Origin of the sequence: Faecalispora sporosphaeroides DSM 1294, from assembly GCA_000383295.1 — a bacterium.
GTDB lineage: Bacteria > Bacillota > Clostridia > Oscillospirales > Acutalibacteraceae > Faecalispora > Faecalispora sporosphaeroides.
On the sequence record KB911068.1, the window covers coordinates 1 to 26741 of the forward strand.

Annotated in this window: 23 protein-coding genes; 15 read left to right on the forward strand and 8 right to left on the reverse strand. The window is 52.7% G+C overall.

Annotated features, from left to right (window positions below):
- The first annotated feature begins 327 nt into the window (after window positions 1-327).
- Together G340_RS0106180 and G340_RS0106185 are read left to right on the forward strand one after the other, a co-directional pair.
- Window positions 328-1458 carry a DUF4317 domain-containing protein gene (locus G340_RS0106180; protein WP_020072788.1) on the forward strand — a complete coding sequence of 377 codons (1131 nt, stop codon included), beginning with the start codon at window positions 328-330 and terminating at the stop codon, window positions 1456-1458.
- 96 nt (window positions 1459-1554) lie between these two features.
- Window positions 1555-2442, forward strand: coding sequence for a DegV family protein (locus G340_RS0106185; protein ID WP_020072789.1), 888 nt, complete (start codon window positions 1555-1557; stop codon window positions 2440-2442).
- Window positions 2443-2643: 201 nt separating this feature from the next.
- Here G340_RS0106185 and G340_RS0106190 read toward each other — a convergent pair whose 3' ends face one another.
- The 5 genes from G340_RS0106190 to G340_RS0106215 form a co-directional block, all read right to left on the reverse strand.
- On the reverse strand, window positions 2644-3585 hold the full coding sequence (locus tag G340_RS0106190) for a D-2-hydroxyacid dehydrogenase (protein WP_020072790.1): 942 nt from the start codon (window positions 3583-3585) through the stop codon (window positions 2644-2646).
- Between the two features lie 777 nt (window positions 3586-4362).
- Window positions 4363-5472, reverse strand: a complete 1110-nt coding sequence (locus G340_RS0106200) for a GerAB/ArcD/ProY family transporter (RefSeq protein WP_020072791.1) — start codon at window positions 5470-5472, stop codon at window positions 4363-4365.
- 14 nt (window positions 5473-5486) lie between these two features.
- Window positions 5487-5696 carry a hypothetical protein gene (locus tag G340_RS0106205; protein WP_020072792.1) on the reverse strand — a complete coding sequence of 70 codons (210 nt, stop codon included), beginning with the start codon at window positions 5694-5696 and terminating at the stop codon, window positions 5487-5489.
- The gene (locus tag G340_RS0106210; protein ID WP_020072793.1) at window positions 5696-6853 is read right to left on the reverse strand and encodes a Ger(x)C family spore germination protein; all 1158 of its coding nucleotides are present in this window, start codon (window positions 6851-6853) and stop codon (window positions 5696-5698) included. Before G340_RS0106210 ends, G340_RS0106205 begins: the two co-directional genes overlap by 1 nt.
- Window position 6854: 1 nt before the next feature.
- Window positions 6855-8405 (reverse strand): spore germination protein, encoded by a 1551-nt coding sequence (locus tag G340_RS0106215; RefSeq protein WP_020072794.1) that lies wholly within the window; start codon window positions 8403-8405, stop codon window positions 6855-6857.
- Window positions 8406-8795: 390 nt separating this feature from the next.
- On the opposite strand from G340_RS0106215, the gene G340_RS0106220 reads away from it, so the two are divergent.
- The 8 genes from G340_RS0106220 to G340_RS0106255 all read left to right on the forward strand — a co-directional run bounded on the left by G340_RS0106220 (window position 8796) and on the right by G340_RS0106255 (window position 18462).
- Window positions 8796-10682: a cache domain-containing sensor histidine kinase gene (locus G340_RS0106220; RefSeq protein ID WP_407635356.1), complete on the forward strand. Its 1887-nt coding sequence runs from the start codon at window positions 8796-8798 to the stop codon at window positions 10680-10682.
- Window positions 10651-12255: a response regulator transcription factor gene (locus G340_RS0106225; protein WP_020072796.1), complete on the forward strand. Its 1605-nt coding sequence runs from the start codon at window positions 10651-10653 to the stop codon at window positions 12253-12255. The genes G340_RS0106220 and G340_RS0106225 overlap by 32 nt, the downstream gene beginning before the upstream one ends.
- 211 nt (window positions 12256-12466) lie before the next feature.
- The gene (locus G340_RS0106230; protein ID WP_020072797.1) at window positions 12467-13819 is read left to right on the forward strand and encodes an ABC transporter substrate-binding protein; all 1353 of its coding nucleotides are present in this window, start codon (window positions 12467-12469) and stop codon (window positions 13817-13819) included.
- 64 nt (window positions 13820-13883) lie between these two features.
- Window positions 13884-14762 (forward strand): carbohydrate ABC transporter permease, encoded by an 879-nt coding sequence (locus tag G340_RS0106235; RefSeq protein ID WP_020072798.1) that lies wholly within the window; start codon window positions 13884-13886, stop codon window positions 14760-14762.
- Window positions 14744-15589 (forward strand): carbohydrate ABC transporter permease, encoded by an 846-nt coding sequence (locus tag G340_RS0106240; protein ID WP_177309654.1) that lies wholly within the window; start codon window positions 14744-14746, stop codon window positions 15587-15589. Before G340_RS0106235 ends, G340_RS0106240 begins: the two co-directional genes overlap by 19 nt.
- 23 nt (window positions 15590-15612) lie before the next feature.
- Complete coding sequence (locus tag G340_RS0106245; RefSeq protein WP_020072800.1) at window positions 15613-16860, forward strand: amidohydrolase family protein; 1248 nt, start codon at window positions 15613-15615, stop codon at window positions 16858-16860.
- A gap of 21 nt (window positions 16861-16881) precedes the next feature.
- The gene (locus G340_RS0106250) at window positions 16882-17337 is read left to right on the forward strand and encodes a RidA family protein (protein ID WP_020072801.1); all 456 of its coding nucleotides are present in this window, start codon (window positions 16882-16884) and stop codon (window positions 17335-17337) included.
- Window positions 17338-17349: 12 nt separating this feature from the next.
- Window positions 17350-18462, forward strand: coding sequence for a D-TA family PLP-dependent enzyme (locus G340_RS0106255; protein WP_020072802.1), 1113 nt, complete (start codon window positions 17350-17352; stop codon window positions 18460-18462).
- A gap of 265 nt (window positions 18463-18727) precedes the next feature.
- Here the strand turns inward: G340_RS0106255 and G340_RS0106260 are convergent, their stop codons facing one another.
- Window positions 18728-19381, reverse strand: a complete 654-nt coding sequence (locus tag G340_RS0106260) for an RDD family protein (RefSeq protein WP_027103889.1) — start codon at window positions 19379-19381, stop codon at window positions 18728-18730.
- The gene (sppA, locus tag G340_RS0106265; RefSeq protein ID WP_020072804.1) at window positions 19362-20357 is read right to left on the reverse strand and encodes a signal peptide peptidase SppA; all 996 of its coding nucleotides are present in this window, start codon (window positions 20355-20357) and stop codon (window positions 19362-19364) included. Before sppA ends, G340_RS0106260 begins: the two co-directional genes overlap by 20 nt.
- 295 nt (window positions 20358-20652) lie before the next feature.
- On the opposite strand from sppA, the gene G340_RS0106270 reads away from it, so the two are divergent.
- The 5 genes from G340_RS0106270 to G340_RS0106285 all read left to right on the forward strand — a co-directional run bounded on the left by G340_RS0106270 (window position 20653) and on the right by G340_RS0106285 (window position 25979).
- Window positions 20653-23295 carry a calcium-translocating P-type ATPase, PMCA-type gene (locus G340_RS0106270; protein ID WP_020072805.1) on the forward strand — a complete coding sequence of 881 codons (2643 nt, stop codon included), beginning with the start codon at window positions 20653-20655 and terminating at the stop codon, window positions 23293-23295.
- Window positions 23296-23429: 134 nt separating this feature from the next.
- Complete coding sequence (locus G340_RS0106275; protein WP_020072806.1) at window positions 23430-23675, forward strand: DUF6514 family protein; 246 nt, start codon at window positions 23430-23432, stop codon at window positions 23673-23675.
- Between the two features lie 120 nt (window positions 23676-23795).
- Window positions 23796-23954 carry a rubredoxin gene (rd, locus tag G340_RS17450; protein ID WP_081626938.1) on the forward strand — a complete coding sequence of 53 codons (159 nt, stop codon included), beginning with the start codon at window positions 23796-23798 and terminating at the stop codon, window positions 23952-23954.
- A 42-nt stretch (window positions 23955-23996) separates the two neighbouring features.
- The gene (locus tag G340_RS0106280) at window positions 23997-25190 is read left to right on the forward strand and encodes an FprA family A-type flavoprotein (protein ID WP_020072807.1); all 1194 of its coding nucleotides are present in this window, start codon (window positions 23997-23999) and stop codon (window positions 25188-25190) included.
- Window positions 25191-25463: 273 nt separating this feature from the next.
- Entirely contained in the window at window positions 25464-25979 is a 516-nt protein-coding gene (locus tag G340_RS0106285) for an O-acetyl-ADP-ribose deacetylase (protein ID WP_020072808.1), read from the forward strand.
- Window positions 25980-26105: 126 nt separating this feature from the next.
- On the opposite strand, the gene G340_RS0106290 is transcribed toward G340_RS0106285, so the two are convergent.
- On the reverse strand, window positions 26106-26711 hold the full coding sequence (locus G340_RS0106290) for a cyclase family protein (RefSeq protein WP_020072809.1): 606 nt from the start codon (window positions 26709-26711) through the stop codon (window positions 26106-26108).
- Window positions 26712-26741 lie beyond the last annotated feature (30 nt).

Sequence of the window (26741 nt, forward strand, 5' to 3'; positions counted from 1 at the left end):
TGCTGTGGTCGCCCCTCCCGCGAGGGGCGTGGATTCAAATACAGTCATACCCAGCTTCCCATATTCAGTGCGAACGTTTCCCACCAGCGGGCGAAAAAGAATATCGCCCGCGAAAACGCAGCTTTCTGCTTCTAAAAGAAATCTGAGCAGAAAATAGATTTATAATCCAGTAAAAAGGTTGCAAAATTGGAAAAAAATATGGTATGGTATGGATTACGAGAAAAAGTAAAAACTGTTATAACCATGCGGCTTTCGTTTAACGCAAAGCCGTAGAGGTTTCGCAGGATTCGATTGCAAAATTCAGCAAAAGAATTTGTGAGGTTTGTCATGAATGAAAAAGAAGTTTCAGAGATTCGCCGCCGCTTTCGGGTGGAGAAAAACAATATTCGGAGCATACGCGGATGCTATGTGAACGGACAGGGCGAAATCATTTCTGAATTCAATCAGTCTGTAGCGCTGATGCCGCAGGAGGAGGCGGAAAATTTTCTCTCCATCCTGAAAAAAACGCTTTCGGGCACGCTGAACAAGAACCTGATTAATTTGGAGTTTTCCACGCAGCAGGTAGTCGACAGCGAAGAACACCGGCTGTTGATGGCGTTGAAGGATTCTTCTCTGAAGGAAGAAGATACCATCCACCGGTTTTTTCAAAATGTAATTCGTTCTATCACGTTGGATGAGAATTATCTCATTCTTTTGACCCATGATACTTATGATGTTCCGTTTCGCTCGAAAGACGGACAAACGCAGGACGACAATTCGACCGAGGTGTATTCTTATATTTTGTGCAGCATATGCCCCGTGAAGCCGACGAAACCGGTGCTTGGTTATTACGTCAGCGAAAACACATTCCGCAACTGTACCACGGATTGGGCTGTCTCCCCGCCGAAGCTTGGATTTTTATTCCCGGCGTTCGACGACCGCAGTGCCAATATTTACAGCGTTCTCTATTATGTTCAGGACAGCTCCGAAACCTACGCCCAGTTTGTCGACACCATGTTTCACTGCGATGTGCCCATGCCCGCGGCGGAACAAAAGGAGGCGTTTCAGAGCATTTTGTGTGAATCGCTTGAGCGCGAATGCGATTTCGACACCGTATGCGCCGTACAGGAACAGCTGAAAAATCTGATTGAAGAGCACAAGGCCAATCGGGAAGAAATCCCGCTGACGGTTTCCAAAGGCCATGTTGCGCGGATTCTTGAGACGCAGGGGGTTTCGAAGGAGCATATTGAACGCTTTGAAAAGCAGTTTGACGAGCAGTTTGGCCCCGAAACCAATCTGAGCCCCAAAAATCTGGTGGAAACTAACCAGCTGGTGGTAACTGCGCCGAACGTCAAGATTCAGGTCGGCGGGGACGGTGATCATCTGGTGGAAACACGTGTCATCAACGGCGTAAAATACATTATGATCCGTGCGGAAGACGGCGTGGAGGTCAACGGTGTTCCGGTACATATTACCTGACGCTACTTCGGGCTATTATCCAAAAGGGAGAGGGTATTATGCTGAGCGGGTGCGGCCCGGCAAATCAAAACCGGATGAATGGGTGGGAAGAACAGCATGAGTAAAGAAATATGTTTCATTGCGGATTCCTCCGGCGGGCTTCCGCGGGAGATTCTGGAGCGGCATCAAATAAAGGAGGTGCCGTTCTACTTCAAATTTCAAAACACGGATTACTACTGCGAGAATGTCGATTATACCGGGAGCGAGTTTTACCGGCATATGGAAAAGAACCCCGAGGATGTACCGCAGACCGCTGCGCCCAATGTGAACGACTGGCTGGGCGCTCTGGAGGAACGGTATGTTCGGGGAGCTAAAAATTTTATCGTGACGACCATATCCTCCAGGCTTTCCTCCAGCTTTCAAACGGCTTCTCTGGCGAAAGACGTTTTCGCCGAGCAGCACGACGACGTGCAGGTCGAGGTGATTGATTCCAATACCTGCGCCTGCGGACAGGCCTCTCTGGAAATCGCAATTGCCCAAATGATTGAGAGCGGCAAAGCGTTTCGCGAGATTGTCGACAGAGTCAATCAGGCGGTTGGCAGCGTCACTACACTGTTTGTCGTGAATAATTTAAAATATATGGAAGCCGGGGGAAGAATCGGGGGAGCGACCGCCTTTTTGGGCAAGCTGGCCCAAATTAAGCCGGTGTGCGAGTTTATCGACGGCGCTGTCCGCCCGGTGAAGGCGGTAATCGGCAGAAAAAACTCGCTCAAAACCATGATGGATCTTGCGATTTCGCGTGTTTCGGACTGGAGCCGGCTGATCGTTACCGTACAGAACGCGGAATTTTCTGAGGACGCCGATTACGCCGTCGATTATCTGAGGAAAGCGGCGTCTTATTCCGGGAAAATCTACAGAAGCGATCTGGGGGTTGTCGTGGGGGCGCACTCCGGCCCCGGAGCCGCGGGAATCGGTCTGGTAGAAGCGGGCCCGCTGCTGCGGTAGCCTCTTTGCCGTGCTTTGTGCTTTGCGTGAAAAAAGCGGCGGCTGCCGGCCTTCAGGAATTTTCGTATTTCCGTAGGCCGGCAGCTGCCAAGACTCTTCATCAAGAAAAACGGCCGCCCTTCGTGGGCGGCCGTTTTTGCTATGCTATCGAATGGGTTTTACGAATTGGCGGCAGACTCTGCCGCCAATGATTTCGCAAGCTTATTTCAGGTTCAAAGCTTCCTTCAGCTTCGCGGTAATGAATACGCCGATGTCGCGGGAAGCATCCACGCTCTGAGCGCCCAGATGAGGAGTGACGATAAAGTTGTCGCACCCGAACAGGGGAGAATCAAAGGAAGCGCCCTCGCCCAGCCCACCGGCTGCCAGCTCGTTTTCCATTACGTCGGTGGCATAGCCGCCGATTTTATTGGCTTTCAGGGCCTCATACATATCCTGTTCGTTGACAATGCCGCCGCGGCTCATGTTCAGCACCACAGCATTCGGCTTCATTTTGGCAATCGACTCGGCGTTGAACAGATTTTTGGTGTCCGGGGTCAGCGGAATATGGATGGAGACATAGTCGGAAACCTTCAGCAGTTCATCAATATCCATGCCCTTGGCGTTCTCTTTCTCAAAATCCTCCGGCTTCAGGAAGGGATCGTAAGCCACTACGTTCATCAGGAAAGCGCGGCCCAGCTCGCCTACGCGGCGCCCGATGCGGCCAAAGCCCAGAATGCCCAGCGTTTTGCCTCTCAGCTCGCTGCCGACGAATTTGTACTTATCCCAGTTTTTGTTTACCTTAACGTCCGCGTCCGCGGGAATGGTGTGGCGGGCGATATCCAGCATCTTGGAGAGGGTCAGCTCTGCCACGGCGTTTGCGTTCATGCCGGGGGCGTTGAATACCTGAATGCCCTTTGCCTTGGCGGTCTCCAGGTCAACGTGGTTCAGACCGACGGAGCAAACGCCGATAACCTTCAGGTTCTTGGCTGCGTCCAGAATCTCCTTGTTGATGGCGGGGTCAACGCGCATGACCAGCACATCGTAATCGGGAATCAGTTTGGCCAGCTCCTGCTGGGAGGGGAGCATGTGGGTGTCAACCTGCATGTACTTGCCGAGTTCTTCCGCAATCGAGCTATGGACAACATCAATAATGAGACATTTCATAAGAATCTTCCTTTCATTTGTATCACAATTTTTACGGCGCGTTCCGTCGTCAGTCCACGAAAACAACGCCGCGTTTTTATGAGTAATTCAATCAATCGGCAAAATAACAGTGCCAAAAAGAGAGGCACAGGAGGGAACAACCGGTCTTGCCGCGGTATCATCGGGTTCGGCCTTTGAGAAAACAGAAAAATCAATTTCAGGGCTTCCTCAGCAATACCGAACAGCCGGGCTCACAAGCCTGAGGATCAAAAGCCGCGAAAAAACAAGGCAGCATTTTAAACAATCTCGTTCATTGTAACAGGAAAAGATCTGTTTGTCTAATACAAATAACCTGATATTTGCATATGGCTTTTTCTATGGCAAGTGACGGAATTTTATATAGCTTGATAAAGATCAGGTCAAATCATACAGCGGGGTAAAAACGATATTCCTATGTAAATTTTATAATAAGATAAGAGCTACAAATAAAGTCAAAAAAACTCAAACAAATTATATAATTCGCAGAATAATTTGCTTTTGCATTTTAGGAAAGTGTGCCACATTCGATTCAAATGAGGATAGGAAGACAAAACAAACGGAGGACAGCAGACGCGTGGAAAAGAGCGGCAGAAAATGAACGGCTGCCGGTCGGGGAGAAGGGACGAAGGCTTCTCCCTTTCCTCCACATACCCTTTCCTGAAAGGAAAGACCGAACCGTGCAAAAGCATGTCTCTTTTGGCAGTACCGGCCCGCCGCGCGGAGAAATGCAAATTGCGGCAGTGTCAGCGGTTTTCCATATTATGAAGAGGTAGGCTGTGCATTCGTCATTTTACCCCTGTGTCTGGAAATCAGTGCGATTGCCAACAATAATAATGGGAGGAATACCTGGAAGGGCAGCGCGTAGTAAGAATAAATCTCGAAAGCCCATTCCACCATTTCCATGGTGTTTTTATAAATTCCGTGAGCCATCAGAATCATCAGTATGCCGATGGGCACAACGACGGGGCGGTAATGATTCAGGCCGGCCAGTTTTTTGACTCCGATGGCGGCGGCAAGCAGACACACGCTGACTTTGACAAACGCCCCAACCACGAAAACGATCGATACCGTTATTTCCATGCGCTGTAAAAAGTCGCCGATGCGGATTCTGCCCACCGCTATATACGAAGGAAAGTAGGGGTGCTGCTTTAAGGTGGCTCCCAGAACCAGAAGATTGCGGAGGGTGACGGCCAGAATAATGGCCGCCCCTGAGAGCAGCCCACCTAAAAAGGGCCTGTAGGGAGCTTTTTTATTGACCGGGCAATATAAAACTGCGGTGATCAAAATTGTTTCGGCAAAGGGGAACGCAAAGGTGGAGAAGGCGCCGTTCCATACGGGCTTCCATCCATCCGCCAGAATCGGGGTTAAAAATTCCGGGTTGAGCTGGGGGATACACAGCAGCTGAACAATCAAAATGATGGCAATGAGAATGGGCAGCAGGAAGAAAGCGCTGCGGCCCAAAACCTCAATTTCTTCCTTTGCAACCCAAATGCACGAAATACCCATCAGCAGGATCGGCATGATCTTTGGGGTTTCCGGCATTGCCATCATATTTACGAATTCGCCAAAATTGCACAATACCATGGCGCCCAGGTGAAAGGCGTACCACGTGTACAGCAAAACGAAGAGCTGTCCTACCCATTTACCGAAAACAATGATCAGAATATCGAACAGATTTTTCCCCGGGAACAGGGAAAGCAGCTTCATATATACCGTTACCGTAGGCACGGCCGCGGCCAAAGCAATCAGAATGGAAATCCATTTGTCGATTTCCACCTGCGCCGCCACGCCCACGATCAGTGAGCTGCCGATGACGAACAGTACGACCATACTGAAAAGGTGATGGTTTGCGATGCGTTCTTGATTCATATACCGTCCTCGCGCTACAAGCCATAAATTTTTGTAATGACCTCTTTCAGGGGATCCGCCGGGCTGGGGAGGTCAATTCCCAGAGACAGCAAAAGCGCCAGAATCAAAGAAACCGATAACAGGCCCGCCGAAACCCAGAATTCCCTGCGGGTTCCGTCCTTATAAATCGGAACGGTATCGATCAGCACAATGAATGCATACCCGAGCAAAACCAGAGCAAACATTAACTGCCACCTCCGGAGATCGTTCCTTCATGAGTCGCGCTGTTTTTCAGAGCGACCTTCGGGGACACGGTTACTTTCAGCTTTGGGAAGATCGTATCCCAGTCAGCCTCGATTTTTTTCCACTTTCGAGGTTCGGTGCGATAAATATGGTTTCCGAATCCGAACGTATCGCAGGCATAACGGTTCTGAACCAGACGAATCGTCGCTTCGATTTGCTGTTTCAAATATACCTCTGCGGCCTGCTCCAGCGCGGCAATCAGTTTCCCGTCAATTTCGCCGGGCGTGCCCTGCAGTTCGTCAAGAGCCACGACTGTTTTGATTGTGATGTTGATTTCCGGAACCGAGTCGGCCCAGACGGTTTCAAGCTTTGTCTGATTTTCAAAAATCTCCAGCGAAACGGATATCTTCTCCCCTTGATAATTTAGCGGAAACGTCAAAAGTCCCCCATCGATATTGTCCTGAACAAAAAGAAGATTCTTGGTATCGGCTCCATCCAAAAAGCCGACAAAGGCAGAATTGTGAAACAGCGCGGTTCCCTCCGTCATGGGGGTTTGCCCTTCGCTGTCATCCCAAAGCATTACAGCGGGGATTTGCGGGGAAATACCCGGGGAGACCAGATCGTTCGCGAATCTCCAGGTTTGTGTTTTTCTGGACTTCGATAAGTTTGTCTCATTTTCGATCATGGACTCCAGAGTAAAGGATAAAATATTGTCACTGGGGTTTTCTACCATCAAAATATCCTTTGCAGGCATTCCTTTTGCCACAAACAACTCAATGTCGGTGCGGGTTTCCGAGTCTCGGTTCATCCAATCCATCACGTCGATCATTTCGTTCCGGGCAATCTCTTCACTCACGATCACGACCTGCGTATGGCTGAAGTACAGCTTTTTCCCGATGATGGAGATGCCGTCCCGGACGGCGTCGAAAATGGTGTTTCCGAACGAGTGAATGATGTGGGAATCCACCATCCGCTCCTTGCCGCTTTTGGCCTCCGCAATTTCCATGGTGAGCTCGAATGTATCGTCTGTTCCCTTGTCGATCGCGATTCCCGCCACGATTCCCATGTCCTCGAGCAGCCGGTAGTTCCAGCACCCGCACAGGCTGGTAAGCAGCGGAACAATGAGAAGCAGAGCAATAATTTTCCGTTTGCAGGCCATCCTACGTTCCTTTCTTTGCATGCCGTCCCATCCGCGTTCTGTTTTTGGACGCGATCAGTTGGGGCCGCAGGCGCATATACCACCACGGCGCGCGGATGAGGGTATCTTTGATGTCCTCATATCGGATGGAGCCTTCCGTCAGCATATAAGGAACGCCGAAGGAGCGAATGCTCATCAGGTGGGTAACAAGACACAGCGCGCCGAAAATAACGCCGTAAATCCCCATAAAGGCGGCCAGAATCAAAAAGACGAAGCGCAGCACCAAAATAGCGCCCTGCACTTTGGCGTTCATCAGAGCGGAGATGCCCGTCAGGGCAACAATGATGATCATAGAGGGGGCGATGAATTTCGCGTCCACCGCGGCCTCCCCCAGTACAAGAGCGCCGACAATGCTGACCGTCTGCCCGATTGCGGTGGGCATTCTGGCGCCCGCCTCGCGCAGGATTTCAAAAACAATCAGCATCAGAAAGGCCTCGATCACGGTGGGGAAGGGAACGTCGTAGCGCCCCGCCGCAATGCTGAGCAGCAAGGGGGTGGGCAGCAGCTCCTGATGAAAATTTGTCAGGCTCACATAAATAGCCGGCACAAACAGCGCCAAAACCGCGCCGAAAATACGCAGAAGCCGGTTAAAGGAAGCAAAAATAAAATTGTTGTAGTAGTCCTCCGGGGTTTGAAACAGTTCCGGAAAAACAAAGGGAACCGTCAGGACAAACGGGCTGCCGTCCACGACGAGCGCAACCCGGCCCTCCAGAAGCTTGCCCACAATGGAATCCGGGCGTTCGGAATACCCGATTGTGTCAAAGGGGGAGAAGGGGGAATCCTTGATCATCTCCTGAATATACCCGGAATCCACAATTCCGTCGATATCCAGTTCGTTCAGACGATGCTCCAGCTCTTTCACGATTTGATCGGAGGCAATGTTTTTCAAATAGCAGATGCACACCTTTGTTTTCGTGACCCTGCCGATATATCTGTATTGGAATTTTAGATCGGCGGAGGTTACTCTCCTGCGGATTAGGGACAGGTTGACCAAAAGCTGCTCGGTAAAGCCGTCGCGGGGCCCCCGCACCGCCTGTTCCGAGCTGGCCTCTTCCACGGCGCGGCTCTTCAGATTTTTGCAGTGAATAATGATTGCTTTCGGGGAGCCGTCCAGCAGCAGCACCGCGTTTCCCACCAGCACCGCGTCCGTGATTTTTTCAAGCTTCTGCGCAAGGCACAAATTGCTGGCGATGAGCGCCTTTTTTTGCAGTTCCTCCAAGTAGTCGCTGCGCGTGTAGCGGGGAACATCGCTGCTGATCACCTGCTCGATGACGTACTCGTCCAGAATTTGATGGTCGATCATTCCCTCCGCGTAAATCACGCAGCCCTGTATGGCCCTTTGCGATTTGTTTTCCAGCATTCGGAACCGGATCATATCGTCCGATTCAAAAACGGAGCGGAGAGCCGCCAGATTTTCTTCCAAAGAGAAAGTCAGCTCCCTGCCGTCCGATTTTTTTTCCCGGCCTGCCGGGCAACCTTCTTCCTGTGCTTTTCGTTTTTTCCATAAATTCATTTCCAATCACCGGAAGCTATTTTTTCCAGATTTTCCTGAAATAAACAGAAGGGGCACAGGAATACCCGCCGTATGGCAGGCGTGATGGTGCCTTGTGTTAAGAAGGGGGGGCTTTGCGCTTGGTGAGGCGCCGGCTTATTCCGTTGCGGGCACAGTCACAAAGGGAGCGGTTTTTATCGCCCGGCGACAGAATCTTACCTGACGCCCCTTATGGGGGATTCGTATTTGCGTCCCATTTTTTGCGCGGGGAATATAGCGGCTGCAAAATGGGGAAAAACAGACACTTTTCTACACAAAACGGAAAAATTGTAGAACTTTTATGAGTTTTATTCTATAATATTGTCTATAAAGCGGATTCGATCAGTCACCCGTGGGGAAGGGGAGTAAAAGGTGTTGCATAAAATATTGCACAGCTGGTGGAGCATCATCCTGATTTCGTCTCTGGCGATCTGCATTGTCGCTATTTCTGTTGTGCGCCTCACTTTTCAAAACAGTGAAAAACTTTTGATCGAAAAGACGACGACCTTGATTTCAGCCAACCTTTCCAAGGACAAGGCTTCCATTTCCAACATGCTGTATGATGTGCAGAAGATTTCGGCCATCACCAGCACGAACAAAAGCATCACGCAAATGCTTGCGGCCGGTGCGAGAGGAAACCCCAAAAGCAGTTTTCTGGATTATTCGATCGAAGATTTGAACCGCATCACTCAATTGGAAGCGATCATAACCAATTACCGCAACACGCTGTTTGATTACCAAATGCACATGATTATTTTGGGGAACGACGGCAGCTTGTACAGCGTGCTGGACGGGGTGGGAAACCGGTATCAGTTTTCTTCGGCTTTGATTGACGGCCTGAGACGGCAGCCCTGGTTTACCAAATTTTTGGCCTCGGATCAGAAGGCGTTGTGGAGGGCGCCCTATTTTTACGACGATTCGACCGGCGCGCTGGTCGCAAGATCCGGCAACAGCAGCAGCCACATCCTGTTCTGCCGTAAAATATACGATTATTATTCGCAGCAGGAGCTGGGAGTTGCAGTAGTATCGCTGCTGAGTGACAATCTAAGACAAAACTGGGTCGGAAATGAAGCGACCTCCACCGGCCTGGTCAATTCGGACGGCAACATTATTTACAGCAACGGGCCCTATTTTGATGCGGCGTATTTTCACCTGACTTCCTCCTGGAACATTCGCTCGCTTTCGGCCAACCGTTCGGAATATACGGTGGTGCGTTCCGAAAGCGGAGAAAGCTATGTGCTGACCTCCACCCCTCTCCCGTTTGACAACTGGCTTTTGCTGAATCTGATTCCCCGGTCCAGCGTCACGCGGGAGATCGAACTGATGCGCAACAATACCTATACCATCTGCGTGCTGGTTTTGCTGGCGGCACTGGTTATTTGTGCGTTGATGCTGATTTATATCATGCGGCCCTACAACAGAATCCTCAAAAAGATGACGCTCATGCAAATCGGAAATGTTCCGGTAGGGCGGCAGACCGAAAAAATAATCAGCATCCCGGATGCCGAGCGAAAGTTCAACCAGATGACGGCGAGAATCGAAGAAATGACCGCCGCTGCGCTGGAAAAACAGGCGCTGGAAGAAAAAATGCGGTACGAAACCCTGCGTGCCCAGCTCGACCCGCATTTTCTCTTTAACACGTTGAACACCATCAAGTGGTCGGCGATGGCCTCGAATGCCGGTAACATCGCCGATATGATCGCCTGCTTGGGCGGTGTGCTGGAAAATGCGATCCGCCGCGGGGAAGAGGAGATTCCGCTTTCCAAAGAGCTGGAACTCGTGCGGTCTTATATTCAAATCAAAAACTGGACGCTAAAGCATCGATACGAGCTGAAAATAGAGGTTTCGGAGCAATTTTACAAATATCCGGTTTTTAAGTATTGCCTGCAGCCCATTGTGGAAAATGCGGTGATTCACGGGATCGAGGGAATGCACAACGGAGCAATCACCATCCGGGCCAGACAGGAGCGGTGCCTCCTGTTTTTGGATGTGCACAATAACGGTACGGAAATGGCTCCGGAGCAGATCAAAAGCGTGCTGGAGCATGTGCGGAGCTCCGCAGATTCCCGAAAGACATTAACCGGTGTGGGGCTGAGCAGCATCGATGGAATGGTGAAATTAAGGTATGGCAAAAAATATGGAATTTCAATGATTTCCGCTCCGGGGCGGGGAACCACGGTTTCCATTTGTCTGCCATATCCGGGGAAGGGCAAAGGGGAGGATACGGATGAGGGAACTTTTAAAGGTTCTGATCGTTGACGACGAGCTGATGGTACGGGTTGGACTTAGCGCAACCATTCGATGGGAGGAATACGGGTTTCAGGTCATTGGCGCCTGCGAAAACGGCAGACAGGCGATCTCTGAAATCGATCGCTGCCTGCCGGATGTGATCTTCACCGACCTCAAGATGCCGGACATGGACGGCTTCGAGCTGATCCGCTATATCCGGGAGAATCATTTTGCCACGAAGATCATTGTGTTAAGCTGTCTGGATGAAGTGGAAGCGGTAAAAAACGCCATGAAAATGGGAGCGGACGATTACATTCTGAAGCTTTCGCTTTCGGCCGACGGCCTCAAGAAGCTGCTGGGTCAGCTGAAGGAGACAATTGCTCAGGATAAAAGCCAAACCGGAAGCGAGGCGGAATCAAGTGAGAAATCCCCGGAGAAAATACGGCAGTTTTATTCTCGAATACTGCAAAATGGAATCCGATCCCAGCAGGAGGAGAAGCTGTTTTTGCAGTACAGTCCCAGAGCGCGAGTCTGCAGCCAGTTTATCGTCTGCTGCTGCGTGATGGATGCCGCCTCAGTGCCGGAGCCGGAGGGCAAAGATCTTACGCCCTGCGCCATCGATAATATTCTGGAGGAGTTCTTTCAGGAACTGCCGTTTTACGAAAACCGGCAGCCGGTTCCGCCCGAGCGGATGATTTTGCTGGGATTCCCGGACTGCCGCTGCGCAAATCTCGAAACGATTCTGCAGTATTGGCATAAAATCAATTCTGTGCTGAAAACGCACCTGAATATCACATGCTCCTGCGCAGTATCGCAGCCCTTCGAGCATTTCAGGCAGCTGCCAAAGGTCTATGCGCTGGCCAGGGAACGGCTGTCGGACTGTTTTTTCACGGGGAAGGAAAGTATATTGCTTTGCCCCGTCGAATCTGTGCCTAAGAAAAAGGTTGTGGTTTCTTCTCTGGTCATTTCTTTGCAGTCCATGATCGACAACCGCAATCGGGAGGGGGCGGCGGCTGCGGTTCGCGAATGGTTCCAAAAAGTCGGAAAGGAATCGCAGATGTATTCGCAGTATTCGATCAAGGCGGCCGTGTCGGGGGTGTGGGCGCTTATTTCGGGCTACGGCCCACTCAGTGAGGAAGAATCAAAGCCCGAGCTGCTCGGTGAAAACGATTATTTCTTCAGCTTTTTTCATGCGGAAGATCTGGAGCAGCTGGCTCAGATCCTATTACAGGCCGTCGATTCGCTGATTGAAATAGCGGCGTGCGGTCAAACGACCCACCCGGAAATCGCGACGCTGAAAAGGTATATTGCGGAGCATGCGGAGGAAGAAATCTCTTTGGCGGAAGCGGCGAACCGCTGCTGCCTGAACAAAACGTATTTCTGTTCGTTGTTCAAAAAAGAGGTGGGAGAAACCTATAATGAATACTGCGAACGGATCAAGATGGAACGGGCCAGGGTTCTGCTTTTATCCAATAATTGTAAGGTGTACGAGGTCGGGCTGAGGGTGGGAATCCCGAACGAATCCTACTTTAGCCGCAGATTCAAAAAGTATTTTGGAATCAGCCCCGGGCAGATGCGCCAGAACAGGGAACTGAGAATCTGAATATTGTGCTGTCTTTCCAAATATATGAATAGGGTTTGTGGATTTAATCACACAGTATCTCTTTTGAGAGAGACACTGTGTGATTTTTTATAAATACTTCTGAATATTTGAACAAAATAACAAAATACATTTTATTTTATTGTGATTTTTTATTGGTATAATCTAAATAAAAGCGAAAAAGTGGGTTCGCCGAATTTGAAGGAGGATTGTTATGAAAAAAGTGATATCGCTGCTGTGTGCCGGCTCCATGGTGCTGGGACTGGCCGCCTGTGGACAGACTTCCCCGTCGGGCGGGGCGTCATCCGTTGCCGGCAGTCAGGCGGAAAAGCCGTACGCAGGCACAACGCTCCGCGTGGTGAGTATGACCGCGCAGGTTTCCGACGGTATTCAGGAGTACCTTTCCGATTTTGAAGACAAAACGGGAATCAAAGTCAACCTGGAGCTTTACGGAGAATCGGAGCTCCGCCAGAAGACGACTACGGAGTTTTTGTCCGGCTCTTCCACCATCGACGTGTTTCTGCTGAGCCCCCTGCAGGATATGGCTCCCTACAGCAAAAACGGATGGATCGAGCCACTGGACACGTATCTGGATGACCCGGAATTAAACTGGTCCGACTTTACCGCACCAAAAGAGCAAATCACCCTGTCCGGCACAGATTCCATCGGCTGCCTGCCGCTGTATTCCTCTGTTCAGCTCATGTATTACCGTACCGACCTGTTTGAGAAGAAGGGACTCACCCCGCCTGCCAATTACGAGGAGCTTGTGCAGGCTTGCGAAAAGCTGAATGATCCCTCCAACAACCTTTATGCCATTGCCTGCAGAGGTGAGAAAATTGCCCTGACCTCTCAGTTTTCTCCCTTCCTGTTCGGCTACGGCGGGAGCTATATCAAAGACGGAAAATGCAATATCGGCAGCGCTGAATCTGTCGACGCCATCAAATTCTATGGCAAGCTGCTGGGAAAATACGGCCCTCCCGGCATTTTGACCACCGGCTATTCTCAGATGACCCAGCTGTTTAATTCCGGCACAGTCGCTATGGCCATCGACGCCAACGCACTGTATGCAACCCTGACAGACAAAGCGGAATCGGCCTATTACGATAAAGTCGGCGTTGCGCCCATTCCCGAGGGCCCCACCGGGCGCCAGTCTTACAAGCAGGTTGTGTGGGGCTCGGCGATCTATTCCGGCTCCAAAAACAAGGACGCCGCCTGGGAGTTCATGAAGTTTGTCGCCGGACCGGATGTGGCGGCATATATCACCCCCAAGGGCATGCCCAGCTTCCGTTCCTCTGTTTGGAATGATCCGAGAGTAAAAGATGTGATGTCTGCCGATATGGTGAAGGCCTATTCCGTGATTAACGAAAGCGATACCACCAATCCTTACGGACTTCCGCGTTTGACCTCTGTCACAGAGGCAAGGGATGCCATCGGCGAAGCCGTGGTGTATTCCATTGAAACCAAGGGAGAGGGAAAGGATATTGAGGCCAAAGCCAAAACGGCTGCTGAAAAAGTTGACCAGCTGCTGAAAAACTCGAATGAATACGGCGACAAATATACCTATTGACGGCTGAACCCGGGAGGGAAAGGCGAGAGTCTTTCCCATCCCGAATACTATTTGAGGTGGAATCATGAGCAAATTTATCGACAGGCACATCAAATGGGTTTTTGCCGCACCCGCACTTGTCTTTATGATGGCGATGATCGTACTGCCGATCGGAGCAACCTTTGCGTTCAGCCTGACCGAATGGAACCTGCTCAGCGGAGCGGGCCCCCGCTTTAACTTTGGGCAGAACTACGCAAAGATCCTCGCCAGCTCCGAGTTCTGGGCGTCGTGCGGAATCACCTTTTGGTATACTTTTTTGGCAACGATTCTGGAAACCGTTCTGGGCCTTGCCATCGCGCTGATTTTAAACTGTGAATTCCGCGGCAAGCAGCTTGCCAAAACGGCCATTCTTCTGCCCTACATGATGGCCCCCGTGGCGGTTGGCCTGATGTGGATGCTTTTTTACGAGCCTTCCAGCGGCATTATGAACTTTATATTCAAATCCGTCGGGCTGCCCCCGTCAACCTTTACCTCTGCGCAGGATACGGTGATTCCGGCGATTGCAACGGTAGAAGTCTGGCAGATGACTCCCATGGTGGTGATCGTGTGTCTTGCGGGGCTCAGTTCCCTGCCGAATGACCCGATCGAAGCCGCCCATGTAGATGGGGCCAATTCAATTCAGGTCTTTTTCCGGGTGATTCTGCCAATGATGATGCCGACGCTTTTTTCCATCGCTCTTCTGCGCTTCATCGATATTTTCAAATCCTTCGATTTGATTTATGCCATGACAAAGGGCGGGCCGGCCAATGCTTCGCGCACATTAAATCTCTATGCTTACGAAACCGCATTCTCTTATTATAAATTTGGAGAATCCTCCGCAATACTGACTTTGGTGTTCCTGATCGTACTGGTGATCAGTATTGTGATTATTAATATGAAAAAAAGATGGGAGGAGAAGGTGTGACCGTGTACAAGGCAAAAAAAGCAGCAGGTAAAATCGGATTATACGTTCTGGTGCTCGTTGTTGTACTGCCGGTTTTATTTCCGCTGTATTTCGTTTTTATTTCTTCCCTGAAAAACATGTCGCAGGTATATATCATGCCGCCGCAGTTGTTTGGCTTCACTCCGATCTGGGATCATTACAAATACATTTTTGAAACGCAGCACTACGATGCCTACATGGTGAACAGTGCCGTCGTTGCGTTTGCTTCCACGGCCATTTCTCTGATTCTCGGGGTGCCGGCCTCATATTCCATCGCGCGGTTTCACATGCGCAAAACCTCTACCTCTATTCTTGTGGCCAGGCTTTTGCCCAGCATTTCGTTTTTGCTGCCCTATTACTTTCTTTTTTCCAAGCTCAAAATGATCGACACCTACTCCGTGCTGATTTTAAGCCACATTGTGCTTTCTCTGCCCCTGATCGTGTGGATTATGTCGAGCTTTATTGCCGACATCCCCAAGGAGCTGGACGAAGCCGCCATTGTAGACGGCTGCACCCGGCAGAGATGCTTTTGGAACGTGATTTTGCCGGTCAGCCTGCCGGGCCTTGTCACATGCGCAACGCTTTCCTTTCTGGGTTCATGGAACAATTTCCAGTTCGCTTTGATTTTGAGCGGAGAAAAGACGAGAACGCTGCCGGTATCACTGCAGTACTTTGTTTCGGGAGCGGATATCCGCTGGGGCAGAATGCTGGCCGCGACGATTGTCGTGATCGTCCCTGCGATCATTCTGACAATGGCGTTGCAAAAATATATCATTAAGGGAATGACTGCGGGAGCAGTCAAAGGGTAAATGCCACAAAGGACGGTGCAATGATGAAAGAAACGAAGGATGACCTTTTGCTGGTAAAGGCAAAGGCCGTATACAGCACGGACAAACAGAGCTATGAGGGAACCGGTGTTTTGATTCGGGCGGGAAGAATCCTGGAAACGGGGGACTGGCTTCATCTGCAGGGAGCAGCTCCGCAGGCGGAACTGCTGGATTACGGCGAGTGCTATGTGCTCCCCGGGCTGATTAATACTCACGTGCACCTGGAGTTTGAGCCGGCTGAAAATACCCGTGAGCGGTATTTGAGCGAAAGCCCGGAAATCAGCTTTCTGCGCGCGGCAAAAAATGCCGAAACCCTCCTATATTCCGGCGTAACCACGGCGCGCGACGCGGGGGGAAGCTACCGCACGCTGGAACTGTATCAGGACAGTGCTCGCCGGCTGGCGAATTTGCCCCGCCTGCAGCTCGCCGGCCCTCCCATTACGATCACGGGCGGGCATCTACATTTTATCCCGGGTTCGGAAGCAGATTCGCTGGACGATATGATCTGGGCTGTGCGCAGCAGAAAAAAGGCCGGATGTACCGCAATCAAGATCATTGTGAGCGGCGGCCAGATGACTCCCGGCTCAACGCCGGAGCAGACCAGCTATACCGCCGGGCAGATTCGGGCGATGACCGACGAAGCGCATCACTGGAGCCTGCCGACCTTTGCCCATTGCCTTACGACGGAGGGCTTTGTGAACGCGATGTGCGGCGGGGTGCAATGTATCGAGCACTGCGCCTGCTTTGTCCGCAACCGCGGGAACGGATTGCTCGAAAGAGTTTATGAACCGAAAGTAATGGAGCAGTTCCAAAATGACAGCCGCTACTTTATGATCGGGATTTCAAACAATTATCATATATTTGATCACTGCAGAGAAAGCGAGGCGGAGCGCACCGAACGCGAAGCCTTTCTGCTGGAGCAGGAGGAGCGCGAATGCCGTATTTTTGAGCGCCTGATTCAGCTCGGCATGCTTCCCGTGATCGGTACGGATGCGGGATGTGGGCTGACGTATTTTGATGAGACATGGCTGGAGCTGGAAATCCTGCAGCATCGCTGCCGGATCACCATACCGGAGCTAATCGCGGCGGCAACGGCGAACGGGGCCGCAGCGTTGGGGCTCTCGGAAGAAACCGGGGCGATCCGCCCGGGACTTAGCGCCGACCTGATCGCCATGGAAAGTGACCCCTTAACGGACATCACTGCGTTTCGCAATGTTCGGCATGTGATGTGCCGGGGAAACATCATCCGATAAACCGAAAGGAATGTGAGTTGCATGAATGTGTACGATACTTTGAAACAGCTCGGTCTGGAGCTCCCTCCGCTGCCTCCGAAAGGCGGAATCTATCAACCGGTGAAGCAGGTGGGAAATTTGCTGTATATTTCAGGCCAGGGGGCCACTCGCGGGGGAATCCCTGTGCTGGAGGGCAAGCTGGGGAAAGAATGCTCTGTGGAGCAGGGGCAGGAGGCCGCAAGAATCTGTGCCCTGAATGCACTGAGCGTTCTGCACGATTATTTGGGCGATTTGAATCAGGTAAGGAGTCTTGTCAAAATGCTGGCCTTTATAGCCAGTGCCGACGATTTTAATCAGCAGCCCATCGTAGCCAACGGTGCCTCTCAGCTTTTCAAAGACCTTTACGGTGAAAACGGCGTGGGCGCCCGCTCCGCGATTGGGGTAAATGAACTGCCCGGAAACATTCCCGTAGAGATTGAATTCATATTTGAAATTTAAAGGACTGGTTTTATGAGTACAGTATTTGAACTGAACGATCCTTCCGAAATGATCAGTCCGGCTCTGATTTATTATAAGGACACCATCGTTCAAAACACCCGGCTGGCCATTGAAATGGCCGGTGGAGCCCAAAGGCTGTGGCCCCATGTTAAATCTCATAAGATGGAGAAAATGGTGAGACTCCAGCTCGGGATGGGAATCCGGCGGTTTAAATGCGCGACGATTGCGGAGGCCGAGATGACGGCCGCGGCCGGCGCGGATCATGTCCTTCTGGCTTACCCTCTGATCGGCCCCAATAGAAAACGGTATCTCGAGCTGATCAATGCCTTTCCCAAAACCCGGTTCTGGGCTATCGGCGATGATCTGGAGCAGCTCTCTATTCTCAGCGGATATGCCGTGCAAAGACATATGAAAATAAACGTGCTGCTCGATGTCAATATGGGGATGAACCGTACCGGCGTCCCTTTGCAGCAAGCGGAGCAGCTCTATGAAAAAGCCGCGCGGCTGCCCGGCCTTTCTCTGAAGGGGATGCACTGCTATGATGGAAACCACAATAACAGCGATCTCCAAGCCCGTTTGAAGCAGGTGCGCGAAGCTGATTTGCGGGTGAAAGAGATTCAGGGCGAGTTAATGAAAAAAGGGATCGAATGCGGCACCATGATTATGGGCGGAACCCCGTCGTTCCCATGCCATGCGCTGGTTACCCAATGGTTTCTTTCGCCCGGAACCGCGTTCATCGACGATGCGGGCTACCAAAAGAATTTGCCCGATCTCTCCTTTGAGCCCGCCGCGGCCATTCTGACACGGGTGATCAGTCACCCGGCTCCCGGACTCTTCACCTTGGATTTGGGGTATAAAGGGATTGCCGCCGATCCGGCGGGGGTGCGCGGCGTCATTGCGGGGTTCGATCGCGCACATGCGCTGTTCCAGAGTGAGGAGCATTGGGTATTTGAAATGAATCCCGAGCACACAAAGGAAGTTCCCGCCATCGGCACCGTTTTCTACGTGATTCCAACCCATATCTGCCCCACTTCTGCATTGTATCCCGCTGTTTCGGTGGCGCAAAACGGCAATATTACCGAGGAGTGGGAAGTGACTGCCAGAAACAGAAAGCTGACCTTTTAAGCCGGCTGTCTGCATCCATAGCCGAGCATACAGTTCGATTGCCTTTCCCTGCCCGGCGCGGGCAAAATACGCTGCCTTGCAGCCATGCCGGAACATGCAGCTTGCCGCAGGGAACAGCCCGGCATCCCCCGGTTCATTCTCCTTTGGCGGTCGGAAATAATGGAAAGAATGCTTCGGCATACGGCAAAATGCCCCCATTCGTCAGAGACAGGGATTCCCTGTCTGACGAATGGGGGCATTTTTGCCTGCGATGCGTTGCTTCGCGTTATTTCGGTTCCCGCTCCTGTGTGTCGGTTGGCGGCTCTGGCGCATCGGGCTGTGTCTGTTCCGGCAGCTCGGGGGCGACTTCGGGCTTTGCCTGCCCGTAGGGGCGGTACGAAACCGGAGCGGAGGGAACAGCGGCGGCCGGGGCCGCGCCGTATCCATAAACCGGGGAGGCTTTTCCATAGACGACGGGCCGGCATTTGCAGGTGTAAATCACCTGGGTGTCGCACAGGCGGTCGTGAAGTCCCTGCTTTGTTTCGCTGACGCCGATCATCAGGTACCCGACGAACAGCAGGGAGGAAAGGTAACGCCCGATGGTTTCGCGGTAAAGAACGTTGACAAAGGTCAGCTTGCTGTCGTCGCAGGCGACGACGCGCAGGTTCATCAGGCGCTTGCCCACGGTTGCGCCGGTCAGGTAGGTCATCACGATAAAATAGGCTGATCCGGCCAGATACAGAAAAATATCGTAGGGGCTGAAGCGGAAGAGGATGGGGCTCAAAAACCACGAGGCGGGGTTCAGCATCTGCACCAGCAACAGCGGCAGGCGAACCGTCAGCGTCAGAATCGCGCCGATCAGCAGAAGATCGATCAGGTACGCCGCCAGACGCACGAAAAATCCGCCGGGGGTGGCTGCGTTATTCTCCAATGGCTGCATAATACATCGGCACCCCGCTCTCTTTGATTTCCATCAGGTCGGCCAGCTTGTCTGCGTCGCTGCGGGTGTAGTCCTTCGCCATGGCAAAAAGGGAGGCAAACGGCGAAGCAGAATCAGTGGGAGTATAAAACTCCACGTCGCCGCCCAGCGCTTTCTGGAATTCCGCCTGTGCGTCCTCGTAGCCGGCAATCTGGTCGATCAGCTTGTTTTCTTTCGCCTGCCGGGCGGTGTAGATTCTGCCGTCCGCCAGCTCGCGCACCTTGGCCTCGTTCATATGGCGGCCCTTTGCCACAATGCTCACAAAGGCGTTGTACGGTTCATCCACAAGGGATTGAAAAATCTGTCGCTGCTCGTCGGTTATGTCAATTTCGGAGCTGCCCATGGCCTTGTTTCTTCCGCTGGTAAACAGAATGCTCTTAACGCCGATTTTATCCATGAGCTCTTTGTAATTCGTCAAGGAGATAATGACGCCGATTGAGCCGGTCCAGGTTTGGCTGTTGGCGATGATCTTGTCGGACGCCATGGAAACGTAATACCCGCCGGAGGCCGCCATGTTCGCCATATAGGTCCAAATCGGGCGTTCGGTGTTTTCTTTGTATTTGAGCAGGCGCTGGTACAGCTCGTCGCTCTCGTATACGCTGCCGCCCGGCGAGTTGACGTAGAGAAGGATTCCCTTGTTGTTCGGGTCGGCCTCCAGGCTGTCGATCAGCTTCAGGGTTCTGTTATGGTCGTAGCCCTCCGTCGGGAACAGGGAGGATGCAGAGGAAGAGGCCTGAATGGTGCCCTCCACGGAAACAACCCCCACGAACGGGCTGGCCGGAAAATCCTTGGAAACGTCCTCAGACGCCTTCAGCAGTTTATCCAAATAGTTGTTTTCCTGCTGTGCCGCAAAGCTGCGAATCACCATGCTGGAGCCGCAGACAAACACAAATACGAGCGCGGCTGCAATCAGCCCCGCAATCTGTTTTTTGTTCATGCTGTACCACCTTTTCTGAAGGGGTCATCCCTCTTCGTTCAATTTGTTTTATTCTAATTCATCATATCGGTCTTTTCGGTTGTTTGTCAAGGAAATTCCGGTTTTTCAAATGTGGTCAAACGCATTTTACGGTGAGCTGCAAGGTTTTATTCTGTTTTCCGGTGAATTCCGACAAATCTCCGCGCAGAGTTCTATTTCGTCCACCTGGGTTAATATATATAACCAATGCAAAGGCAGGTGCGGGCGAAAGCCTGAAAATCAGAGCGGGAGTTGATTTGTTTTGGAGTGGCAAAGCTTGTCCAGAGAGGAATGCATCCGGCAGTTGAAAACAGATCCCAAGCGGGGGCTTACGGTACCGCAGGCGGAACAGAGGAAAAGGGAATACGGGCACAACGAACTGCGGGAGGGCAAACGGCCCGGCCTCATCGCAAAGTTTTTGGAGCAGTTCAAAGACTTTATGGTCATTATTCTGCTGATTGCCGCGGCGGTTTCATTTTTTACCTCCCTGTTCCGGCATGACGGTGATTACATAGACCCTATTATCATTCTGCTCATCGTCATCGTCAACGCGGTGATCGGCGTTTTACAGGAGAGCCGCGCTGAAAAGGCGATCGACGCGCTGAAGAAGCTCACTTCGCCCGAATCGGTGGTGATGCGCGACGGCAAACGGGTTAAAATCGCCTCGAAAGAGATCGTTCCCGGCGATATCGTGTTCCTCACGGAGGGCGATTTTGTACCGGCCGACCTGCGCATTCTGGAGGCGCACAACCTGCGCGCGGAGGAGTCCGCGCTCACCGGCGAATCCCTGCCGGTGGAAAAATCGGCGGAGCTTGTCTGCGGGGATAAAACGCCGCTTGGCGACCGCCGGAACATGCTGTATTCCGGCAGCAGCGTTGCGGCCGGGCGCGGTGTGGGCGTGGCGGTTGCCACCGGAATGGAAACACAGGTAGGCAAAATCGCCCACATGCTCCATTCGGAGGAAGCGCCCCAGACCCCGCTGCAAAAGCGGCTGGCCCACACGGGCAAGGTGCTGGGCATCGGCGCGCTGGCAATCTGCGCGGCGATCTTTCTCATGGGGCTCATCCAGAGCGTAGAGCCGCTGGATATGTTTATGATTTCCATCAGTCTGGCGGTAGCCGCGATTCCCGAAGGGCTGCCGGCGGTCGTCACGATTGTTCTGGCCATGGGCGTGCGCCGCATGGCCAGCTGCCGGGCCATTGTGCGCCGCATGCCCGCCGTGGAAACGCTCGGCAGCGCAAGCGTCATCTGCTCAGATAAAACCGGAACGCTCACGCAGAACAAGATGACCGTGGTAGAGGTAGCCGGCTACGACGGCTTGCTGACAAAGCAGGACACCCAGGCCAGACGCATTCTGGAGCTGGCGGCGCTGTGCAACAACTGCACCGTTTCGGGCGGTAAAATACAGGGCGACCCAACCGAGGCCGCGCTTCTGGCGGCTTCTCCCGTTCCAAAGGATCAATTGGAGCGCCGCATGCCCAGAGTGCGAGAAATTCCCTTCCAGTCCGCCCGCAAGATGATGACGACGGTGCACCGGCTCGACAATCAGCAGTACCGCATCATCACGAAGGGCGCGCCGGATCTTCTGATGGAGCGTTGCACCACCTGCCAGGGCGGCAGCTTCACCGCCCCCATGGATCAGCAGGTGCGGCGCGAGCTGCAGCGCAGAAACGAGCAGATGGCGTCGCGTGCGCTGCGCGTGCTCGGCGTGGCCTACCGCGATGTGAAGCAGCTCCCGCCGGAAAATGAGTGGGAGAAGGATTTGGTATTCTGCGGCTTTATCGGCATGATCGATCCCCCGCGTCCGGAAGCGGAACGGGCGGTGCGCCTGTGCAAGAAGGCGGGCATCCGCGCCGTGATGATTACCGGGGACCATGTGGCGACGGCGGTCGCAATCGCCGGCAAGCTGGGTATGATGGGCCCCGAGGACAAAGCGCTCACCGGCCAGCAGCTGGACCAGATGCAACAGCGCGACCTGGAACGGAATATCTACCAGTATTCGGTATTTGCCCGGGTATCGCCGGAGCATAAGGTACGCATCGTCAAGGCCTACCAGAAGCGCGGCGAGGTGGTGGCGATGACGGGCGACGGCGTGAACGACGCCCCCGCGCTCAAGGCGGCGGACATCGGCTGCGCCATGGGAATCTCCGGTACAGACGTGGCAAAGGGCGCGGCGGATATGGTGCTGACCGACGACAACTTTGCGACGATCGTCGAGGCGGTGCGAGAGGGTCGCGGCATCTACGCAAATATCCGCAAAACGATCCATTTCTTGATTTCCTGCAATATCGGCGAGATTCTCACCGTGTTCCTGGCGTTTTTGCTGCATCTGCCCCTGCCGCTTCTGGCCATTCAGCTGCTGTGGATCAATCTGGTGACGGATTCTCTTCCCGCCTTGGCGCTCGGGGTCGAGCCGATTGAAAATGATGTGATGGAACAGCCCCCGCATCGGCAAAATGAGAGCATTTTCGCGGGCGGTATGGGATACAATATTTTGGTGGAGGGCTGCTTGATCGGCGCTTTGGCTCTGCTGGCCTACAGTGTGGGCCGCGCGTTTTTCGACATAGACCCCTCTTATCCGATCGTCGGCCGAACCATGGCGTTCGCAACACTGAGCCTTTCTCAGATCGTACATAGCTATAACATGCGTTCGTCCCATTCTCTGTTCCGCATCGGATTTCTCAGCAATCCGCAGCTCGTGGCGGCCTCCGCCATCTGCACGCTCATGCAGGTTTCGGTGATCGCGGTGGCGCCAGTGGCACAGATTTTCAAAACAGCGGTGTTAAGCGGCGCCCAGTGGGCGGCGGTCGCACTGATTTCGCTGGTTCCGTTTGTCATAGTGGAGGCGGAGAAAGCTCTGCTTGGAGCTACATCTGGTAAGAAAGAAAATGAGAAGCGAAAGATATTGAGGAAAAATTAAAAAGTAGATGTGACAATGGGATGCCATATTGAAAACGTTTCAGAAATCCCGTATGATGAATGAAAAAGTATGTGAATTAAATTCACGAAAATAATGTTGCGGAGATTACATTTTAGAAGGGGGAGAGGCCGTTCATGGTCAAAAATGTAGGGAAGATCATCATTTCGCGGCAGAACAGAGTCCTGGAGTATTATGTGTTTGGTGACGAGCAAACCGGCTATGGGATTCGCATTGTACAACGAGGTGCTGTGAGTGCTCAAGCTGAATACGAGAACGTCAGCAGCAGCAAAGCCCGCGCAATGGCTTTGGCCCGTACCCTGGCCACGGGCACGGTATGTCCCGCGCATTTGTGCAATATTCTGGACGACGGCAGTATTTAATGCGGAAACACACATGAAAGACACCTCTTTTGATTGACAATTTTAAAAAGAATAGAGTATACTAAATGCATCAACCCTTAAGTGATAAAAGATTGTCAATTAAAAGGAGTGTTAAAAGTTATGGCAAAATATGTATGTGATGCTTGTGGCTATGTATACGATCCGGCGGTAGGGGATCCTGATAACGGTATCGCTCCCGGAACCAGTTTTGCAGATCTTCCCGAAGATTGGACCTGTCCGGAATGTGGGGTTTCCAAGGATATGTTCAGCCCCCAGTAAAGGGCAAATTTACGCCCAGTCAGCGGGAAGGATGTTTCAGTCATGGCAACAAAGAAATTGGCGGACCACATTTATTCGGTCGGAGTACTGAATCCCGGTTTGCGTGTGTTTGACATTATTATGGAGTCCCCTTATGGGAGCAGCTACAACGCATACCTGATCACCGGCCAAAAAAATGTGCTGATCGATACGGTTCATGCAGATTTCTTTGAAGAGTATCTCGAAAATATTCAGAGTTTGATCGACGTTTCAGAAATCGATTACCTGATCATGAACCATACGGAACCGGATCATTCCGGTAGTGTGGCAAGGCTGCTGGCGCTGAATCCCAATATTGAAATCTACTCCACAATGGCGGCAAAGAAGTACATTACAGCCATTGCGAATCAGGAGTTCCGGTTCCATGTGGTAAAATCGGGAGAGATTTTGGAGTTGGGCGACCGGTCTTTGCAATTCATTGTGGCGCCCCTTCTGCACTGGCCGGATTCCATGTTTACATGGGATGAAACGAGCGGCTTGCTGTTTACCTGCGATTTTCTGGGGACGCATTTCTGCGAACCCACTTTGGTGGACACCGACATGCACTACCGGGAGAAATACCTGGAGCAGGTGCGCCACTATTACGATTGTATTTTCGGCCCGTTCAAGCCTTACGTTCTCAGCGGTCTGGATAAAATCAAGGACCTGCCGGTTCGTATGATCTGCACGAGCCATGGCCCCTGCCTGGTTCAGGGAATTCAGGAGATCACGGAGCTTTACCGCAAATGGAGCCTGCCCGAAAAGTGTGACCGCAGAAAGATTGCGATTCTGTACGCTTCTGCGTACGGCTGCACCAGGCAGCTGGCGGAAGCCGCCTATGAAGAGCTTTCTGCCGATTCTGAGCTGGATGTGCGCCTGATCGACGTGGTCTTTACTCCGTTTGAAGAGTCTGTAGTCGCCGCCAATGAAGCGGATGCCCTTCTGATGGGCTCCTGCACCATTAACCGCGACGCGCCCAAGATTGTTTGGGATGTGCTGTCGAGCATTGACGCGATCAATGTTCGTTCCAAGCCGGCCGGTGCCTTTGGCTCGTTTGGCTGGAGCGGCGAGGCCGTTGGTATGATGCGCTCCCGTTTGGAGCACTTGAAGTACCGCTTTGAGGGGGAGGGAATCCGTTCCAATTTCACCCCCACGGCAGAGGATTTGGACAGAATGAAGTGCTATGCGCGCAGCATCGCCGACCAGATTTCCGTATAATCTCTGAAAATGAAAGACCAGCTTCTCACCGGTGCTCGGAAGACCGCCAGTTGAGGAGCTGTTTTTTTACCTCCATTTAATTGCATTTTGGTTCCGCGCGGAGTATTCTGTTTTTATAGTCCGTTTACTTTCCAATGGCTTTGTGCCCGGCAGAACGATTCCCTCCGCCATGCACGGCGGGTGAAAGAAAGGATCGCTTTCTTAAAGGAAATCGTTGTGAAAATCGATAGGGAACCGGCTGGGTCAAAGGGAGCGGCTCAAAGGAGGAACGTTATGGAGTTTTCCATTATTCAGGGAGATATTACGGCTTTTACGGCGGATGCGATTGTCAATGCCGCCAACACCTCTCTGCTGGGCGGAGGAGGAGTGGACGGGGCCATTCATCGGGCGGCGGGCCCTGAGCTGCTGGAGGAATGCAGGCGCCTGCACGGCTGCGAAACCGGCAAGGCCAAGATCACGTCGGGCTATCGGCTGCCCGCAAACTATGTCATTCATACGCCCGGCCCCGTCTGGCACGGCGGTGGAGCCGGGGAGGAGGGCCTCCTTGCCTCCTGCTACCGGAGCTGCCTGCACCTGGCGGAAGAAAACGGCTGCCGTACTGTGGCGTTCCCTTCCATCAGCACGGGCGTGTACCGTTTTCCGCTGGAATGCGCCGCCTACATTGCCGTGCGGGAAATCCTCGCGTTTTCCCCAATAGCCAAAACCGTGCAGTCGGTTACGATGGTCTGCTTTGACGAGAGAACAAAAGCCGCATACGAAGCGGCCCTGCGGCACGCGCAGCAGGAATGATTTTGATCTCTGCCTTTTCTCAAATATAAATTAAGTAGGGCTTCCGCGCAATGAGCGCGGAAGCCCTTTTGGCCGTTGAAAAGTCACGCGGCCGTTTTACTTTGTTATAATTGCTGGCCTGCCATATTACGAAAAGCGTTCGTCCCTTGGCAGAGAGCCCTGCAACAGCATCGCGCGGCAGGGAGAAGCCTCCAGACCGCGGAGCTTTAAGGGCAGCGCAAGCAGCAGGTAGTCCCCGTCCGGAACGCCGTCGAGAACGGCTCCCTCCAGAATCGGAATATTCGCGCCCAAAAGCTCCAGGTGAACCGACCGCTCCTCGGCCTCGCTGCCGATCGAGATCGCGTCCGTTCCCACCAGCAGGGCGCCGCTGTCCGCCAGGACAAACGCGGCGCTGCGGTCCAAAAACGCCTGGCCGTCGCCGTGGAACAGAATCCGCTTCTGGCAGCGGGGCAAAAGTGCTTCGATCTGCGCTCCTGTCACAATCCCTTCCACCGTAACCACCGTGCATGGCCCGATCAGGAATTCCAGCGGAATCCGGTCGATCGTGTCCCCGTCCTCCAGAAAGTGCCGCGGCGCATCCAGGTGGGTACCGCTGTGGGAGCCGGTGAAAAAGGCGGAGAGATTATAGTCGTCGCCGGTGTCCATACGGCGAATCCGCTCCGACCAGGGAACGGGGTCGCCCGGGTATACATCGGCAGAAAACAATTCGCGGGAGATGTCATAGAACTTCATATGCACCCTCCGTTTCTGTTTGGCGGTTCC

Bases quoted from the DNA above. Each gene is read 5' to 3' on its own strand.
- G340_RS0106180 (WP_020072788.1), top strand. From the start codon at position 328: ATGAATGAAAAAGAAGTTTCAGAGATTCGCCGCCGCTTTCGGGTGGAG.
- G340_RS0106185 (WP_020072789.1), top strand. From the start codon at position 1,555: ATGAGTAAAGAAATATGTTTCATTGCGGATTCCTCCGGCGGGCTTCCG.
- G340_RS0106190 (WP_020072790.1), bottom strand. From the start codon at position 3,585: ATGAAATGTCTCATTATTGATGTTGTCCATAGCTCGATTGCGGAAGAA.
- G340_RS0106200 (WP_020072791.1), bottom strand. From the start codon at position 5,472: ATGAATCAAGAACGCATCGCAAACCATCACCTTTTCAGTATGGTCGTA.
- G340_RS0106205 (WP_020072792.1), bottom strand. From the start codon at position 5,696: ATGTTTGCTCTGGTTTTGCTCGGGTATGCATTCATTGTGCTGATCGAT.
- G340_RS0106210 (WP_020072793.1), bottom strand. From the start codon at position 6,853: ATGGCCTGCAAACGGAAAATTATTGCTCTGCTTCTCATTGTTCCGCTG.
- G340_RS0106215 (WP_020072794.1), bottom strand. From the start codon at position 8,405: ATGAATTTATGGAAAAAACGAAAAGCACAGGAAGAAGGTTGCCCGGCA.
- G340_RS0106225 (WP_020072796.1), top strand. From the start codon at position 10,651: ATGAGGGAACTTTTAAAGGTTCTGATCGTTGACGACGAGCTGATGGTA.
- G340_RS0106230 (WP_020072797.1), top strand. From the start codon at position 12,467: ATGAAAAAAGTGATATCGCTGCTGTGTGCCGGCTCCATGGTGCTGGGA.
- G340_RS0106235 (WP_020072798.1), top strand. From the start codon at position 13,884: ATGAGCAAATTTATCGACAGGCACATCAAATGGGTTTTTGCCGCACCC.
- G340_RS0106240 (WP_177309654.1), top strand. From the start codon at position 14,744: ATGGGAGGAGAAGGTGTGACCGTGTACAAGGCAAAAAAAGCAGCAGGT.
- G340_RS0106245 (WP_020072800.1), top strand. From the start codon at position 15,613: ATGAAAGAAACGAAGGATGACCTTTTGCTGGTAAAGGCAAAGGCCGTA.
- G340_RS0106250 (WP_020072801.1), top strand. From the start codon at position 16,882: ATGAATGTGTACGATACTTTGAAACAGCTCGGTCTGGAGCTCCCTCCG.
- G340_RS0106255 (WP_020072802.1), top strand. From the start codon at position 17,350: ATGAGTACAGTATTTGAACTGAACGATCCTTCCGAAATGATCAGTCCG.
- G340_RS0106260 (WP_027103889.1), bottom strand. From the start codon at position 19,381: ATGCAGCCATTGGAGAATAACGCAGCCACCCCCGGCGGATTTTTCGTG.
- sppA (WP_020072804.1), bottom strand. From the start codon at position 20,357: ATGAACAAAAAACAGATTGCGGGGCTGATTGCAGCCGCGCTCGTATTT.
- G340_RS0106275 (WP_020072806.1), top strand. From the start codon at position 23,430: ATGGTCAAAAATGTAGGGAAGATCATCATTTCGCGGCAGAACAGAGTC.
- rd (WP_081626938.1), top strand. From the start codon at position 23,796: ATGGCAAAATATGTATGTGATGCTTGTGGCTATGTATACGATCCGGCG.
- G340_RS0106280 (WP_020072807.1), top strand. From the start codon at position 23,997: ATGGCAACAAAGAAATTGGCGGACCACATTTATTCGGTCGGAGTACTG.
- G340_RS0106285 (WP_020072808.1), top strand. From the start codon at position 25,464: ATGGAGTTTTCCATTATTCAGGGAGATATTACGGCTTTTACGGCGGAT.
- G340_RS0106290 (WP_020072809.1), bottom strand. From the start codon at position 26,711: ATGAAGTTCTATGACATCTCCCGCGAATTGTTTTCTGCCGATGTATAC.